This is a genomic window from Candidatus Sphingomonas phytovorans, assembly GCA_029202385.1.
Taxonomy (GTDB): domain Bacteria; phylum Pseudomonadota; class Alphaproteobacteria; order Sphingomonadales; family Sphingomonadaceae; genus Sphingomonas; species Sphingomonas phytovorans.
The window spans coordinates 4,897,275-4,912,323 of the sequence record CP119314.1; the positions used below are offsets into that span (position 1 = coordinate 4,897,275).

General features: G+C 66.7%; 13 protein-coding genes. 8 read left to right on the plus strand and 5 right to left on the minus strand.

Annotation, left to right across the window (positions count from 1 at the left end):
• The 8 genes from P0Y59_22475 to P0Y59_22510 all read left to right on the plus strand — a co-directional run bounded on the left by P0Y59_22475 (nt 1) and on the right by P0Y59_22510 (nt 10,211).
• Nucleotides 1–1,335, plus strand: a complete 1,335-nt coding sequence (locus P0Y59_22475; protein WEJ99639.1) for an MFS transporter — start codon at nt 1–3, stop codon at nt 1,333–1,335.
• A complete protein-coding gene (locus P0Y59_22480; protein WEJ99640.1) occupies nt 1,332–2,960 on the plus strand; it encodes a carboxylesterase family protein in 1,629 nt (542 codons plus the stop codon). Before P0Y59_22475 ends, P0Y59_22480 begins: the two co-directional genes overlap by 4 nt.
• On the plus strand, nt 2,957–4,540 hold the full coding sequence (locus tag P0Y59_22485; GenBank protein WEJ99641.1) for a long-chain-fatty-acid--CoA ligase: 1,584 nt from the start codon (nt 2,957–2,959) through the stop codon (nt 4,538–4,540). The genes P0Y59_22480 and P0Y59_22485 overlap by 4 nt, the downstream gene beginning before the upstream one ends.
• A 67-nt stretch (nt 4,541–4,607) precedes the next feature.
• Entirely contained in the window at nt 4,608–5,291 is a 684-nt protein-coding gene (locus tag P0Y59_22490; GenBank protein ID WEJ99642.1) for a TetR/AcrR family transcriptional regulator, read from the plus strand.
• Between the two features lie 127 nt (nt 5,292–5,418).
• Nucleotides 5,419–6,312, plus strand: coding sequence for an SDR family NAD(P)-dependent oxidoreductase (locus tag P0Y59_22495; GenBank protein WEJ99643.1), 894 nt, complete (start codon nt 5,419–5,421; stop codon nt 6,310–6,312).
• A 161-nt stretch (nt 6,313–6,473) separates the two neighbouring features.
• A complete protein-coding gene (locus tag P0Y59_22500) occupies nt 6,474–7,019 on the plus strand; it encodes an RNA polymerase sigma factor (GenBank protein ID WEJ99644.1) in 546 nt (181 codons plus the stop codon).
• 116 nt (nt 7,020–7,135) lie between these two features.
• On the plus strand, nt 7,136–8,914 hold the full coding sequence (locus P0Y59_22505; GenBank protein ID WEJ99645.1) for a VWA domain-containing protein: 1,779 nt from the start codon (nt 7,136–7,138) through the stop codon (nt 8,912–8,914).
• A gap of 160 nt (nt 8,915–9,074) precedes the next feature.
• Nucleotides 9,075–10,211, plus strand: a complete 1,137-nt coding sequence (locus tag P0Y59_22510) for a tetratricopeptide repeat protein (protein WEJ99646.1) — start codon at nt 9,075–9,077, stop codon at nt 10,209–10,211.
• Between the two features lie 41 nt (nt 10,212–10,252).
• On the opposite strand, the gene P0Y59_22515 is transcribed toward P0Y59_22510, so the two are convergent.
• The 5 genes from P0Y59_22515 to P0Y59_22535 form a co-directional block, all read right to left on the minus strand.
• Nucleotides 10,253–10,558 (minus strand): hypothetical protein, encoded by a 306-nt coding sequence (locus P0Y59_22515; protein WEJ99647.1) that lies wholly within the window; start codon nt 10,556–10,558, stop codon nt 10,253–10,255.
• A gap of 20 nt (nt 10,559–10,578) precedes the next feature.
• Nucleotides 10,579–11,262 carry a hypothetical protein gene (locus P0Y59_22520; protein WEJ99648.1) on the minus strand — a complete coding sequence of 228 codons (684 nt, stop codon included), beginning with the start codon at nt 11,260–11,262 and terminating at the stop codon, nt 10,579–10,581.
• A complete protein-coding gene (locus tag P0Y59_22525) occupies nt 11,259–12,122 on the minus strand; it encodes a 4Fe-4S binding protein (protein WEJ99649.1) in 864 nt (287 codons plus the stop codon). The genes P0Y59_22520 and P0Y59_22525 overlap by 4 nt, the downstream gene beginning before the upstream one ends.
• 229 nt (nt 12,123–12,351) lie before the next feature.
• Entirely contained in the window at nt 12,352–13,662 is a 1,311-nt protein-coding gene (locus P0Y59_22530; GenBank protein ID WEJ99650.1) for an MFS transporter, read from the minus strand.
• Complete coding sequence (locus P0Y59_22535) at nt 13,659–15,038, minus strand: amidohydrolase family protein (protein ID WEJ99651.1); 1,380 nt, start codon at nt 15,036–15,038, stop codon at nt 13,659–13,661. Before P0Y59_22535 ends, P0Y59_22530 begins: the two co-directional genes overlap by 4 nt.
• Between the last annotated feature and the right edge of the window lie 11 nt (nt 15,039–15,049).

The following is a 15,049-nucleotide window of genomic DNA, read 5'->3' on the forward strand; positions in this document are numbered from 1 at the left end:
GTGGCCGCCGGTTCCGTTCCCCCGATCGGCGTGACGGAGCCGGCCGCCGCGCGTTCCGCCCCGGCCACCAGCGCCCGTCCGTGGCTCATGCTGGCCGCGCTCACCTTCGTCTATGTCCTCAATTTTCTCGATCGGCAGCTGATCGGCATCCTCGCCAAGCCGATCCAGGATGCCTTGCAGGTAAGCGACGGCCAGCTCGGCCTGATCGGCGGCCTGTATTTCGCGATGTTCTATTGCTTCATCGCGATCCCGGTGGGCTGGCTCGCCGACCGGACCAACCGCATCAACGTCCTGTCGCTCGCCTGCGCGATCTGGAGCGGCGCGACGATCGCCTGCGGCATGGCCGGGAACTACACACAGCTCGTCGTCGCGCGCATGGTCGTCGGTTTCGGCGAGGCGGGCGGCGTCCCGCCATCCTACGCGATCATCACTGATACCTATCCGCCCGGCAGACGCGCCGCGGCGCTCGGCATCTTCAATCTCGGCCCGGCGATCGGCGCCGCGATCGGCGTGGCGTTCGGCGCCGCGATCGCTGAGCGGTTCGGCTGGCGCATGCCGTTCATCATCATCGGCATCATCGGCATCGTCACGGCGTTGCTGGTGCGGCTGTTCTTCCGCGAGCCGGAACGCGGCGCGACCGACCAGGTGCGCACGAGCCACGGCTCGGACAAGGCTGCCTTCTGGCCTACCTTGCGCATGTTCTTTACGCACCCGGTGCTTATGCTCGCGGCGCTGGGTAGCGGCGCGACTCAGTTCGTCACCTATGGCCTCGGCAATTTCGCGGTGCTGTTCCTGATGCGCGACAAGGGCATGGCGTTGAGCGACGTCGCCATCTGGTACGCGCTGGTGCTGGTTCTCGGCATGGGCGGCGGGATGGTCATTTCCGGCCGGGTGATCGACCGCATGACGCGAACCTCGCGGGCGGGCTATGCCATCGCGCCCGCGCTGTCGCTCGCGGTGGCGATGCCCTTCTACCTTGCTTTCATCTGGGCGCCGACCTGGCCGCTCGCCCTTGCGCTGCTCGCGGTGGTGATGGTCTTCAACTATTTCTATCTCTCGGCGTCGGTGGCGCTGGTGCAGGATGAGGTCAGGCCCAACCAGCGCGTGCTGGCCGGCGCGCTGCTGCTGCTGGTGATGAACTTCATCGGTCTCGGTCTCGGGCCGACCTGGGTTGGCCAGGCGAGCGACTGGTTCAAGGCGCATGGCCATGCCCAATATCTGCAATCGGCCCTGTACACGCTGACGCCCTTCTACCTGATCGCGATCGCGCTCTTCCTCCGGCTCGCGCGCATCCTGCGCCGCGAGAGCCGCAACCCCGTCGAGATGTCAGCATGAAACAATTGTGCCTTGCCGCGCTGGCGGCCTTCCTGCTTCCGGCGGGTCCGGCATTTGCCCAGTCGGCCATCGTCGATGCTCCTGCGGGAAGCGTGCAGGGCAGCGTCCAGGGCGATGTTCGTGTCTTCAGAAGCATTCCCTATGCACAGCCGCCGGTTGGGGCGATGCGCTGGAAGGCCCCGGCCGCGCTCCCGGCCTGGGAAGGCGTGCGCAAGGTGACCGATTTCGGGCCGGCCTGCGTCCAGCCGCATTCGAAGGCGGTCGGCATCTACACCAATCCGCCCGAGAAGATGAGCGAGGACTGCCTGACGCTCAATATCTGGGCACCGAAGGACGCGAAGAACCTGCCGGTCTTCGTCTGGATCCATGGCGGCGCGCTGGTCGGCGGCTACAGCCATGAGCGGACGTATGACGGCGCCCGCATGGCGGGGAAGGGGGTGATCGTCGTCTCGATCAACTACCGGCTCGGCGTGCTCGGCTATCTCGCCCATCCGGCGCTGAGCGCTGAGTCTCCTGAGGCAATCTCCGGCAATTACGGCCTGCTCGATCAGATCGCGGCGCTCGACTGGGTGAAGCGCAACATCGGCGCGTTCGGCGGCGACTCCGGCAATGTGACGATCGCGGGGGAGTCGGCGGGCGGGCTCAGCGTGATGTATTTGATGGCCTCACCGCGCGCGCGGGGGCTGTTCCACAAGGCCATCGCCGAAAGCGCCTATATGATCTCAACGCCCGAGCTGAAGCAGGCGGCGCACGGCACGCCCTCGGCGGAAGCTGCCGGGACTCAGATCATGACGGCGCTGGGGGCGGCCGATCTGCCGGCGCTCCGCGCGATGGACGCGGAAAAGCTCACGGATTCGGCCGCGGCCAGGGGTTATGGCCCCTGGGGCGCCGTCGATGGCAAGGTGCTGACCCGCCAGCTCGTCGACACCTGGAATCGCGGCGAGCAGGCGCCCGTGCCGGTCCTCGCCGGCTTCAACAGTGGAGAGATCCGCTCGCTCCGTGTCCTGTTGCCGCCGGCGCCTGCCAGTGGCGCTGCCTATGAGGAGACGATCCGCGGCCGCTATGGCGATCTCGCTGACTATTATCTCAAGCTCTATCCCGCCGGCACGATCGACGAGAGCATGCTCGCCAATACCCGCGACGCGCTTTACGGCTGGACTTCCACGCGGCTCGCGATCGGCCAGACAGCGATCGGCCAGCGCGGCTATCTCTATCTGTTCGATCATGGCTATCCGGCCGCGGACGATAACGGTTTGCACGCGTTCCATGCCTCGGAACTGCCCTATGTCTTCGGCACGGCCGGCCAGACGCCGCCTTATTGGCCGAAGGTGCCCGACACGCTGGCCGAACGGCGCCTGTCCGATGCGATGATGAGCTACTGGACGTCGTTCGCGACGACCGGCGATCCGGTCGCCAAGGGCCAGCCCGCCTGGCAACCTTATGGCACCGACGCGAACTACATGGCCTTCGCGCAGGTGCCGGTGCCGGGCAGGAAACTCTTCCCGGGCATGTTCGCGCTGCACGAAGCGGCTGTCTGCCGCAGATCCGCGGCGGGCGACCAGCCGTGGAACTGGAATACCGGCGTCATCTCCCCGGTGCTGGCAAAGGCGGCAAACTGCAAATGATCGACGGTGAAATGCAGCCTTTCGACCTGACGCTCGACAAGTTTCTGGAACATGCAGCCAAATGGCATCCTCGCCGCGAGGTGGTGACTGCCTGCGAAGACGGGCGGATCGCCCGGATCGGCTATGGCGAATTACAGGCGCGCAGCAAGCGCGTGTCGGCGGTGCTCGACGGGCTTGGCGCGCGGGCAGGGGACCGAATCGCCACGCTGGCGTGGAACAGCCAGGCGCATGTCGAGACCTGGTATGCCGTCATGGGCATGGGGGCGGTCTGCCATACGCTCAACCCGCGGCTGACCGGCGCGCAGCTCGCCTCGATGGTCGAGCAGTCGGGCGCGCGGATGCTGATCGCGAGCGCCGACCTGATGCCGCTCGCCAGCCAGATCGCCGAGCGGGTGCGCGCGATCGAATGCGTGCTGGTGATCGACGGGCCCGGCCAGGGCGTGGCGGGCGGCGCGCGTGTCGTCGAACTCGAACCGCTGATCGCCGAGGCTTCCCCGACCGTGCCCTGGGGAGGCTTCGACGAAACCGCGCCCTGCGGCCTGTGCTTCACTTCCGGCACCACGGGCGCGCCCAAGGGGGTCACCTATACCCACCGGTCGAGCTTCCTGCACACGCTGCGGCTGCTGCAGGCGGACGTCATGGCGATCTCCGCCAAGGACAGAGCGCTGGTCGTCGTGCCGATGTTCCACGCCAATGCCTGGGGACTGCCCTTCGCGGTGCCCGCGGCCGGCGCGAAGCTGGTGCTGCCCGGAAGGCGGACTGACGGCGCGAGCCTGGCGCGTCTGATCGTCGCCGAAGGGGTGACGATCGCGGTGGGCGTTCCGACCGTCTGGCTCGGTCTGCTCGACCATCTCGAAGCCACCGGAGAAGAGGTGCCGACGCTCCAGCGGATCATCATGGGCGGTGCCCCGCTGGCACCGGCGCTGATGGAGCGGATCGAGCGCCGGCTCGACGTGACGGTACAGACGAGCTGGGGGATGACCGAATTGTCACCCTCGGGCACCGTCTCCCCGCCCAATGATCCCGACCGATCCGCCGCGCTGGCGGGACGCCCGGCGATCGGGGTTGATCTGTTGCTGGTCGATGCGGAGGGAAACGCCTTGCCTGAACAGCGCGGGCCGGAGGGCCATCTGCGAGTCCGCGGCGCGGCGGTGATCGAGCGCTATTTCGGCCAGGAGCAGAGCGCGACCGATGCCGATGGCTGGTTCGGGACCGGCGATCTCGCGCGAATTGATGCTGACGGCAATCTGATCATCACCGGCCGGGCCAAGGACCTGATCAAGTCGGGCGGCGAGTGGATCAACCCGGCGGAGATCGAAGCGGTGGTCGGCGCGCTGCCTGAGGTGTCGCTGGCCGCGGTGATCGGGCGGCAGGACGACAAATGGGGCGAGCGCCCGATCCTGCTGGTGGAGATGCGCGATCGCCAGGGGATCAGCGACGAAGCCCTGCTGGCGCCCCTGAAAGGGCGGGTCGCGCCCTGGTGGATCCCCGACGCGATCGTGCGCCTGCAGCACATGCCTCTGGCGTCGACCGGCAAGATCGACAAGATACGCCTGAGATCCGAATACGGCAGCGCGTGAGCCGGGGTCCGGTCGCCGGTTCGGCGCTGGTCACGGCAAGACAGAAAGGCCCTCATTGCCCGAAGACGTGAAACCCCGCCGACGCAACACCAAGGCGGAACAGCGTGCCGAGACGATGGAGCAGATCCTCGACGCGGCCGAATATCTCTTCTCGCAGCACGGCCTGTACGGCGTGACGCTGAAGGATGTCGCGAAACGCGTCGGCGTCCACCACACGCTGCTCAATTACTATTTCGAGGACAAGAAGAAGCTCTTCGACGCGGTCTTCGCCCGCCGCGCCGTGGTGACGAGCGAGCGGCGCATGAAGGCGCTCGACGAATATGATGCGGCGACCCAGGGCAAGCCCAGTGTCGCGGGGGCACTGCGCGCGTTCCTCGATACCGATCTCGACCTCTATATCGAGGGCGGGGAGGGCTGGAAGAACTATGCCGCGCTGGGCGCGCAGGTGGCGAACGCACCCCAATGGGGTGCCGAGCTGATGGACGAGCATTTCGATCCGGTCGTGCTGCGCCTGATCGGACTGCTGAAAAAGGCGCTGCCCGATTGCAGCGAGCAGGACATCTTCTGGGGCTATCATTTCGTCACCGGCGCCCTGATGTTGACGCTGGCGCGGACCGGGCGGATCGACAAGCTTTCCGGCGGCATCTGCAAGTCGGACGATTTTGTTGCCGTCAAGGATCGCATGGCGTCGTTCATGGCCGCCGGCTTCCTGGAATTGTGCCGCCAGCATTCGGGAAAAGAGCCGTTCTGACGGCGCGATGAAGCTGATTCCCGCCGGCTGCATCAGCGGATGTTACATATAAAAGACACTAACTAGCTTGAGAGTGAATATGAATCGAGCTAGCGACGAACGCAGGTCAAGAGGGAGGAACAGTCACATGTCACTGCAAGGACGCGTCGCGATCGTAACCGGGGCCGGCGGCGGACTGGGGCGGGCGCATGCCCTGTTCCTGGCCCGTCACGGGGCCAGGGTGGTGGTCAATGACGTGGCGCCGCAGGCAGCGGAGACCGTCGCCGCAGAGATCGCCGCCATCGGTGGCGAGGCGCTTGCCGTCGCCGGATCGGTCACCGACGAGGCGGCGGTCGCCGCGATGGTCGCCCGGGTGATGGACCATTGGGGGCGGATCGACATTCTGGTGAACAATGCCGGCATCCTGCGCGACAAGAGCTTCGCGAAGATGAGCCTCGACGATTTCCGCATCGTGATCGACGTTCACCTGATGGGCGCGGCGATCTGCACCAAGGCTGTATGGGAGATCATGCGCGAGCAGCGTCACGGGCGCGTGATCATGACGACCTCCTCGTCCGGCCTGTACGGCAATTTCGGCCAGGCTAATTACGGCGCCGCCAAGATGGCGCTGGTCGGGCTGATGCAGACGCTGGCGATCGAGGGCGAGAAATACGGCATCCGGGTGAACTGCCTCGCGCCGACTGCCGCCACCCAGATGACTCACGGCGTCTTGCCCGACACCAGCCTCGACCTGCTCGACCCGGCGCTGGTGAGTCCGGGGCTGCTCGCGCTCGTCGGCGAGGATGCGCCAACCCGTGCGATCCTGTGCGCCGGTGCAGGTCATTTCGCGCGGGCGAGCGTCACCTTGTCGCAGGGGCGGCATATCGGCGGTACGGCGGATGCCGGCGAGCAGGTGGTCGCCCATTGGAACATCATCTCCGATCGGGCGGGCGAGATCGTCCCCGAATATGGCTTCGTCCAGGCCGAGCGCGAGGTCGCGAGCGCCGGCATGGCATCGGCGGAAGCCGCCCTGGTGGAGTGAAGGAAATACCGCCGATCCGCTCCCGCTTTCCCGAGCGGAGGGCGTGGGGCGCCGGTCCGCGATGGCATCACGGGCGCGAATGATGCACAGAGCGGCCTGTGGGAGATACGGCGACAGTCATGCGCATGCGCGCCGGCCCGTATGGCGGCCGGCGCTGACTCGTGGCGGATACGGGGGACGATCCTGACGTTGACCTGATCGCCGCCGCCACGGGCGGCGATCGCGACGCCTTCGGCCTGCTGCTGCAACGGCATTACAACCGGATCCACGGCCTGGCCTGGCAATTGACCGGATCGCGTGCCGATGCGGACGATATCGCGCAGGATGTCTGCTGCACGTTGGTCGAGAAGATCGGCGGGTTCCGGGGCGAAGCCAGGTTCACCACCTGGCTGTGCGGCATCGTGGTCAACGCCTGCCGCGACCAGAAGCGCCGCCGCCGTTCCTTTCTTGGCTTTACGGAGCGGCTTGGCGTTCTGACCGGGCTGACGCGCGGGCCGGACGGGCGCGACCTTCACGATGCGATGTGGGTGAAGAGCGCCATCGCCCGGCTGAAGCCGGCCTATCGTGATGCGGTGGTGCTCGTCGCCGGACAGCAGCTCAGCCATGCCGAGGCGGCTGATGTACTGGGCGTGGCCGAATCGACCATATCGTGGCGGATGCACGAGGTACGGCGACTGCTTGCCACCGACCGGGCCGAAGGCGGCTGAACGGCAGGGGCGGCATTCGAAGAAATATTTTCAACCGGACCCAAGGATATCCCGGGGAGGGGCGTCGAAGGGACATGCGGACGATCGTGCGCCGCTGTCACCAGGGAGAGTTCCCCATGCCCCGCCAATATATGTCCCGCCAGCACCCCGCCATCGCCATCGGCGTGACCGCCCTGCTCCTCGCCTCCTGCGCGAGGTCCGGCATCGAGACCGCCGCCCCGCCCGCCGCGCCGGCGGATGAGAATATCGTCGTCACGGGAGCGCGTGTGAACCAGCCAGCTGCCGCGCGGGCCGAAGTCGCCGCGGATGTCGCGGTGGCGATGCCCGCTCCGCCCCCGCCCGCCCCGCCGCCGCCACCTCCGCCGTCCATGATCGTGACCGGCAAGATGATGGCGCCGCAGAGCTATCTGGCGCGGATCGCGCCCGAACCCGGCATGCCGATGCCCTATTATCAGGATGTCGGGCGCGACAAGTTCACCACCACTTCCCAGAACCCGTTCAAGGTCGTGCGGGAAGATCCGGTCTCGACCTTCTCGATCGATGTCGACACCGCGTCCTATTCCTTCGTCCGCGCCTCGCTCAACCAGAACCTCCTGCCCCAGCCGGCGGCGGTGCGGACTGAGGAGATGGTCAATTATTTCCCCTACAGCTATGCGGCGGCGCGTTCGGCGGACCAGCCGTTCAGTACCAATGTCGCTGTCTTCCCCAGCCCCTGGACAGCTGGGCGCAAGCTCGTCCGCATCGGCATCCGGGGCTATGAGCTCCAGCGCGCGACCAGGCCACGCGCCAATCTCGTCTTCCTGATCGATACCTCGGGGTCGATGAACGCGCCCAACAAGCTGCCGCTGGTGAAGCAGTCGCTGGCGCTGCTGCTCGACCAGCTCGATGCCGATGATCGGGTCTCGATCGTCACCTATGCAGGTTCGGCAGGCACCGCGCTCGAGCCGACCCGGGCGAGCGAAAAGGGCCGGATCCTCGGGGTGATCGACCGGCTCGGCGCTGGCGGCAGCACGGCGGGGGCCGAAGGAATCCGCCAAGCCTATGCCCTAGCCGAAAGCAACTTCGATGTGAAGGGTGTCAACCGGGTCATCCTGGCGACTGACGGCGATTTCAATGTCGGCATCACCAATCAGGAGGAGCTGAAGGGCTATATCGAGCGCGAGCGTGGCAAGGGGGTGTTCCTCTCGGTGCTCGGCTTCGGCATGGGCAATTACAATGATGCGATGATGCAGACGCTGGCGCAGAACGGCAACGGCGCGGCCGCTTATATCGACACGATCGGCGAGGCGCGGAAGACCCTGGTGGACGAGGCGACCTCGACCCTGTTCCCGATCGCCAAGGACGTGAAGATCCAGGTCGAGTTCAACCCGGCGACCGTCGCCGAATATCGCCTGATCGGGTATGAAACGCGCATGCTCAACCGCGAGGATTTCGACAATGACAAGGTCGATGCTGGCGATGTCGGTTCGGGCCAGACCGTGACCGCGATCTACGAGGTCGTGCCGGTGGGCGGGCCTCGCGCCATCGGCGATCTGCGCTATGCGCGGCCGGCGCCGGCTACGGCGCCGTCGCGCGGTACCGAGTATGGCTTCGTCAAGATCCGCTACAAGCTGCCGAAATCCGACACGAGCCGCCTGATCTCCACCCCGATCGACCGCACGTCGGAGGTTGCCCGCTTCGAGGACGCGCCGCGGGAAGCGCGGTTCGCGACCGGGGTCGCGGCGTTTGCCGAACTGCTTCGCGGCGGCAAATATAACGGCTCGATGAGCTATGATGATGTACTGCGGATCGTCACGGCCGCGCGGGGCGAGGACGATTTTGGCTATCGCACCGAGTTCGTCCAGCTTGTCCGGGCGGCCAGGTCGGCCGGGGCGCTGGCCCAGTTGCGCCGATAGGCAATGGGGTGCGGCGGCAGCCGCTGCCGCCGCACCCGATCGCCATTCGACCAGTCGGCAATTGAGGCTATAAGGCCGGCAGATGTTGCTTTCGTCTCCTCATTGCCTCGGGCCAGTGGCGGGTTTCCATGCGATCCGTGCCGCAGACGGGGCGTTGTGAATGGAGAGCGATAGCGACCTCTCGGCTTCGCTGCCCGAACCGCCGCCGCCAAGGCCCGCCGCCCGGGATTCGGCGATCGAGGCGGCGATGCAGCGGTTCGATGCGGTCGCCGGCTCCCCCGGCGCTGTCGATCGGCCCCGCGCGGCAACGCCGCCGCGACGGTCATGGATCGGCGGTCCCAGGATGGGCGCGCTGGTCACCGTCGCGCTGGTTGCGGTGGTCGGCGTGCCGGTCTGGATGACGACGAGTCCCCGTCTTGCCACCAATACGCAGGCGCCATCGCCTGTGGTCGTGCCATCCCGGCCCGCACCCGCGTTGCCCTCCGGGCCGGTCGCGGCCGACATTGCGCCGCCGGTCGTCGTGCCGCGCGCCGAACCGACCAAGCTGCTTTCGCCGCCCGCGAAGGTTCAAGCGGCGCTTCCCATAGCGCCGGCGGTGACGGCTGATGTGGCACCAGCCCCGCCAGCACCGCCACCGCCACCGCCACCGCCGCCACCCCCACCACCAGCGCCGATGGAGATGAAGCGCAGCGCTCCCTCCGCGCGGGCCGAAAGCTCGTTCCTCGCCGCGCCGGTGGCGGCCCCGCCCGCTATGGCGGCGCCTGCCCTGGCGGTGGAGGATTCCGACGACGCGAATATCGTGGTCACCGGGACGCGGGTGAGCAGATCCGCCTACAAGGCGGCGCAGGGCCGCATCGCATCGAAGCGCGCGCGGCGGGGCGACTGGAATGCGTGCACGGTAAATGATCCGGGCCGCGATCTCGCTGCCTGCAGGAAGCTGGTCGATCCGGCCGCCCCGGGCCCCGCTGGGCGTGCGGCGGCACAGGTGGCCGATGGTCTTTCGCTCGCGTGGCGTGGCGATGTCGACGGCGCGATCGCGGCATTCGACCGGGCGATCGAGGCATCGCCGCGGCTTGCCATCGCCTGGCTCAATCGTGGCCTGTCACGGGAGCGCAAGGGTGAGCTTGCTGGCGCCATCGCCGATCTGGACCGGGCGGTGCGCTATGCGCCGAATGCGGCGCGCGGCTATTATAATCGCAGCCTGTTGCTGCGCCGGCAGGGCGACATCCGCCGGGCGGATGCCGATGCGGATCGCGCCGTCGATCTCGATCCGCGCTACGAAGACGTGGTGGACTGAACGCTGATACCGCCCTGCGCTGCGATCGACCCCGCGGCGGATCAGCGCGAGGCGCCGACCCGCTGAACGAACCGCTCGGCGACTGACATGCGGATCGGCTTGCCGTCGCGCATCTTGACCCAGGTGTTCACGCTGATGCCGAGGGTCTCCATCACGCAATCCGCCGTCTGGGCGCGCAGCCGGTCGCGAGCGTCCCTGACCAGGTCGGGATGGACATAGCAGAGCCGGGTACGGCCGGAGCGCCCGGCCGGGATCGTTCCTTCGCCGACGCCGATCGGGGCTCTGGCGGCGCGTCCGGCGGCGGATTGCTTGGTGTCGGACCATGGGTCCATCGCTTGGGTCGTCACAATGGTTGCTCCATCGGGGACTAGAAGGTCTTCTTGCGCGCCTCTTCGATGATCCGCCTGGCGCGCACCGGGTTGAAGATGCCGCACGAGCAGAAGCGGCTCAGCGCCGCCGTCACCTTGTCGGGCGAGGCACGGTTCTCCTTGACCATGTCGATCATCTTCTTGGCGAGCGACTGGCTGATCATGCCGTGGCCGCACATGGTCGACAGGGCGAGCACATGGCGGTTCGGCGCATTGTCCTGAATGCCCTCGAAGCCGAGCGAATAGCCGACGCTGTGCCGCGTGATGCCGGCCGCCTTGCAGCAATTCTGGGCATTCTCGATCGAGGAGGAGATGTTGATGCTGAGGCCGAGGTCCTCTTCGACGATGCGCTGGACGAATGCCTCCGCATCCTCGCGTGTCGCGAACACGGCGGAATAGGTCGTCGGCTCGCCCAGGCCGTCCATCACCCTTTGGAAATCGGGCTTGGTCGGGCGCCTGGCGAAATGCTCCATCGCGTGGCTATGTTCGGTCGGCCGCGTGCCGCCGCCGTGGATCGCGTCGCCGATGTTCACCGGGTTATAGTCGAGCGCGATCTCCAGGAAGCGCCGCAACGCCGGCTTGGGGTCGCCCGTCTGCGCGCCGCCCTTGGCGGGCAGCGCGAAGATCACATAATCGTCCTTGAAGCTTTCTGCGGTGCCGTAGCGGTGAAGGGTGTTGGTCATGCCGCGACCGACTCCTGTGCTTGATTGGCCGGTTCAGCGTTCTCGCGCGCAAGCTCGCGGATCTGCGGACGGCCCAGGCCGAGATTGGTCTTGGCGCGCTTCAGCGTGTAGCCGAGGCTCTCGAGGATCGGGGCGACCACGCGCTCCTCGCCATCCTCGTCGCAGCGCGTGCCGACGCCGAGCACAACGATCGTGTCGATCCTCTTCTCGACCGCCCAGACGGTGCGGATGATCTCCTCGGTGCGCTCGACCGGCACTGTGATCTCGAGGATCGCGGAGAGCACCTTCTCGTTCAGGATGTCGTCGCGGATCTTGCCGGTCTCCACATCGCTCATCATCGCGGTGACCGGATTCTTCGGCTGGATCTTCACCCCAAGGGCGGCGAGCGCCATGCTCATCTCCTGGATCTGATGGAAACGGACGCCAACGCCCGGACGGCCGAACTCGATGGTGAAGCCGACCATGCCGACCGCGATCCGGTTGGAGATCTCGTTGGTCTTCACCTCCTCGGTGCCGCGGCCGGTGACGCCGGTCGATTCGTGCGGCACGCGTGGATCGGAAAAGGCGCGGCGTACGACGCGGGGCCAGCTCAGCGGATCGGGCTCGAGCGCGTCGGTCGGGCAGATATCGGGATCGGGTTCGAACCGGAGCCACAGCTTCGACATCATGCGCCGGGTGAAGCGCACCGTCCTGGGCGGCAGATGCTCCTTGCTCAGCCCGTTATAGCACGCATAGCATTCGACGCATTCGTCGCTGTTGACCGTCGCCTTGCGCGTCGTCGGGTCGACATAGATCGCCCCCATCGGGCAGGCGTAGGTGCAATTGCCGCAGCCAACGCATTTCGTCTCGCTGATCTTCATATCCTGCCTGACCTCCCCAGACCCCCGGCGGTGCCAATCGCTTTCGCCTGCCGGCCTTGCCCATCCCGATGGCGCGGGCGCCTTCCGGTTGCCGACGATAGCGATCTGCTCTCGGCGATTTTTGCATACTAAAATAACTGTTTGTATGCATCAAGCCATTGGCCGAACGTGTCAATGGTCTTGATGTCCGATTCCGATCAAACCTCTCAAATTGGGCGACGAAAGCCCTTCACGCGGCGTCCGGTTCGCCCCGGTACAGGGGCCTGGCGGCGTCGATCCGCAGGAACAGCAGCGCTGCCGCGAAACACAGCACCGCCAGCACGAAGAAGGCCGGATTCCAGCCGGCATAGGTGACGATATAGCCGGTGGCGAACGAGGCGATGGCGCCGCCGATATTGCCGCAGCTGTTCATCACCGCTGAGACGGAACCGGCGTAATTGCCGCCGATATCGAGCGTCACCGCCCACGACACGCCGACCGTCAGCTCAAGCCCGAACACCGCGAGGCAGAACCAGGCGACGCTGGTCAGCGGATCGGCCGACAGCACCGCCATCGGGATCGTCGCCGCCGCGATCAGGAATCCGGTCATCGCGACGATCCGCCGCGACATGGTCAGGTTGCCCGACCGATGCGCCATGCGGTCCGAAATCCAGCCGCCCGCGATGTCGCCAGCGACGCCGGCCATCAGCGGCAGGCTGGCGTACAGGCCCATCCTGGTCAGGTTGAAATCATGCGCTTCCTTCAGATAGGTCGGGAACCAGGTGAGGAAGATGCCGATGCTGTAGGCATAGCAGAAATACATCGCCGACAGCGTCCAGATCTGCCCGTTGCCGAGAAGCTTCGCCCACGGCACCTTGACCGTTCGGCTCGGTGGAGGCGCTGCCCCCAGCGCGTCGGTGATCATCGCCAGTTCGGCCGAGTTCACCTTCCGGTGCTCGCTCGGCAGGTCGCGGTAGAAGAAGAACCAGAGCGCCGCCCAGAGCAGGCCCACGGCCGCGAACACGAAGAAGGGCGCGCGCCAGCCGAAATCGGCGATCAGCAGCACGACGAACACCGGGGTGATCGCGCCGCCGAGTCGCGCGCCGGCATGAGTGACGCCCTGCGCGAAGCCGCGCTCCTGCGGCAGCATCCAGCGCGAGAGGGACCTCGTCGCGATCGGGAAGGCGCCCGCCTCGCCGGCGCCGAACAGCGCGCGGCAGACCAGCATCGATCCGGCCGACCAGGTCATCGCGGTCAGCGCGGTGAAACTCGACCACCATATCACGATCCAGGTCAGCGCGCGGCGCGGGCCGAACCGGTCGCCCAGCCAGCCGCCCGGAATCTGGAACAGCGCGTAGGTGATCTGGAAGGTACTGAAAATCCAGCCCATGGTGATCGCGGAGAAACCGAATTCCTGCTGAATCGCGGGCGCCGCGGTGGAGATGACCACCCGGTCCATATAGGTGATCATGTACGCGGCGACCGTCAGCCACAGCACGGCATGGCGGACGCGCGTCGGCCGCCGTGCCACGGGCCGGTCGTCATTCGCTTCAACGGTCATTGCGCGACCGAGCGCACCTTGCGGCCCGCGATATAGACCGAGTTGATCTTGCGGGTGTTCCTGATGTCCTTGAGCGGATCGGCGTCGAGCACGACGAAGTCGGCCCATTTCGCGCGCTCGATCGTGCCCAGGTCCTTCGCCCCCAGGATCTCGGCGCCATATCCGGTCGCCGCCTGGATCGCCTGGCCGGGGGTGAAGCCGTCCTTGACCATCAGCTCCATTTCCCAATGGCCCGAATAGCCGGCGACTCGTCCTGGAGGACCTGAATCGGTGCCGACGCCATAATGCACCCCGGCGGCCGCTTCGTGTTTCAGATTGGCCATCGCGGTATCGAAGAAGCCGGGCAGGCGGGGGAAGGCGGGCGCCGAGGCGACGCTCTTCTGCCGCTCCGGGCTGGCCAGCAAGCGCAATGCCTCGGGCGAGAGCGACTGCTTGAAAAAGGGATCGTCGAGTTGCGGCGCAGGCTTGCCATAGGCGAACATCGCGGCTTCGCGGCTGAGCGTCGCCGCGACCTGGACGATGCCCTTTTCCTTCATCGCGTCGGTCAGCTCCTTGTCGACCGGCTTGTCGCGCACGCTGTGCACGAAACCGTCGACGCCCTGCGCGGCGAGCCGCTTGGCATCCTCCAGATAGAAGATATGGGCGAACACCTTCAGCCCGTTGCGGTGCGCCGCGTCGATCACCGCCTGGCTGATCTCGGGGGGCATCTTGGGCATGGTGGCCAGCTCGTCGTCGAGCCAGAACTTGATATAGTCGGCACCCTTGGCCGCCTGCGCGTCGACCTCGATCGCCGCTTCCCTGGCATTGGCCACGGGGCGGTTGATCCCGGGCACGCCGCCATAGCCGCCGCGGAACACGATGCCCTGGCCGGCGGTGAACAGCCGCGTCATGGTCGGGCGTCCGGCACGTTCGGCGTTGCGCACGGCGAAGACCGAATCCTTGTCGGTGCCCATCACCGCGACCGTGGTGAAGCCATAGGATGCATAGGTCCTCAGGTCGGCCTCGACATTCTCGGTCGTGTAGAAACGCTCGTCCTGGGTCAGGTCATGGACATTGCCCATATGGATATGCGTGTCGATCAGGCCGGGGATGACGAACTTGCCGGTCAGGTCGACCGCCGCCGCATCGACCGGCGCCTGGGCCGACGGTCCGACCCAGACGATCCGGCCATCCTCGACCACCATCGCCGAATTCGGCGCGGCGGCGCCCCCGCGGCCGTCGATCAGCGTGAAGTTCTTCACCACCAAAGTTTCCGCCAGCGCTGGCAGGGCGGCGAACAGGCCGATCGCGCCGGCGGTCGCGGCCAGCAGGCGCCCGGCCAGCCGCGTCTTGCGCCCATGCCGCGCGGTGTTGTTCGGCAAGATGGCGTTTCCCATGGTCACTCTCC

What these genes read in the sequence shown, in the direction of transcription:
- P0Y59_22480 (WEJ99640.1), top strand. Translation starts at nt 1,332, where the DNA reads ATGAAACAATTGTGCCTTGCCGCGCTGGCGGCCTTCCTGCTTCCGGCG.
- P0Y59_22485 (WEJ99641.1), top strand. Translation starts at nt 2,957, where the DNA reads ATGATCGACGGTGAAATGCAGCCTTTCGACCTGACGCTCGACAAGTTT.
- P0Y59_22495 (WEJ99643.1), top strand. Translation starts at nt 5,419, where the DNA reads ATGTCACTGCAAGGACGCGTCGCGATCGTAACCGGGGCCGGCGGCGGA.
- P0Y59_22505 (WEJ99645.1), top strand. Translation starts at nt 7,136, where the DNA reads ATGCCCCGCCAATATATGTCCCGCCAGCACCCCGCCATCGCCATCGGC.
- P0Y59_22510 (WEJ99646.1), top strand. Translation starts at nt 9,075, where the DNA reads ATGGAGAGCGATAGCGACCTCTCGGCTTCGCTGCCCGAACCGCCGCCG.
- P0Y59_22520 (WEJ99648.1), bottom strand. Translation starts at nt 11,262, where the DNA reads ATGACCAACACCCTTCACCGCTACGGCACCGCAGAAAGCTTCAAGGAC.
- P0Y59_22525 (WEJ99649.1), bottom strand. Translation starts at nt 12,122, where the DNA reads ATGAAGATCAGCGAGACGAAATGCGTTGGCTGCGGCAATTGCACCTAC.
- P0Y59_22530 (WEJ99650.1), bottom strand. Translation starts at nt 13,662, where the DNA reads ATGACCGTTGAAGCGAATGACGACCGGCCCGTGGCACGGCGGCCGACG.
- P0Y59_22535 (WEJ99651.1), bottom strand. Translation starts at nt 15,038, where the DNA reads ATGGGAAACGCCATCTTGCCGAACAACACCGCGCGGCATGGGCGCAAG.